At 55.1% G+C, this 285-nt stretch carries 1 protein-coding gene; it reads left to right on the forward strand.

Annotated elements, in window-relative coordinates; all coding sequences use genetic code 11:
• The coding region (locus ACYP03_RS25755; RefSeq protein WP_459782641.1) for a hypothetical protein at positions 1–285 on the forward strand (285 nt) is incomplete at both ends.

The following is a 285-nucleotide window of genomic DNA, read 5'->3' on the forward strand; positions in this document are numbered from 1 at the left end:
GGCGAGCAGGTGGAATTCTCCCGCGTGAACATCGCCAACCGTCAGTTGATTGCTGAAGACAAGCAGCCTGCACTGTTTGAGCGTGATCTGCTGGGTATTACCAAAGCGTCTCTGGCTACTGAGTCCTTCATCTCTGCCGCGTCGTTCCAGGAAACGACCCGCGTACTGACTGAAGCCGCAGTTGCTGGTAAGCGTGATGAGCTGCGTGGTCTGAAAGAAAACGTCATCGTGGGTCGTTTGATCCCAGCGGGTACGGGTTTCTCTTATCACCAGCAACGTCAGCGT

The organism is Photobacterium sp. R1 (assembly GCF_054600795.1).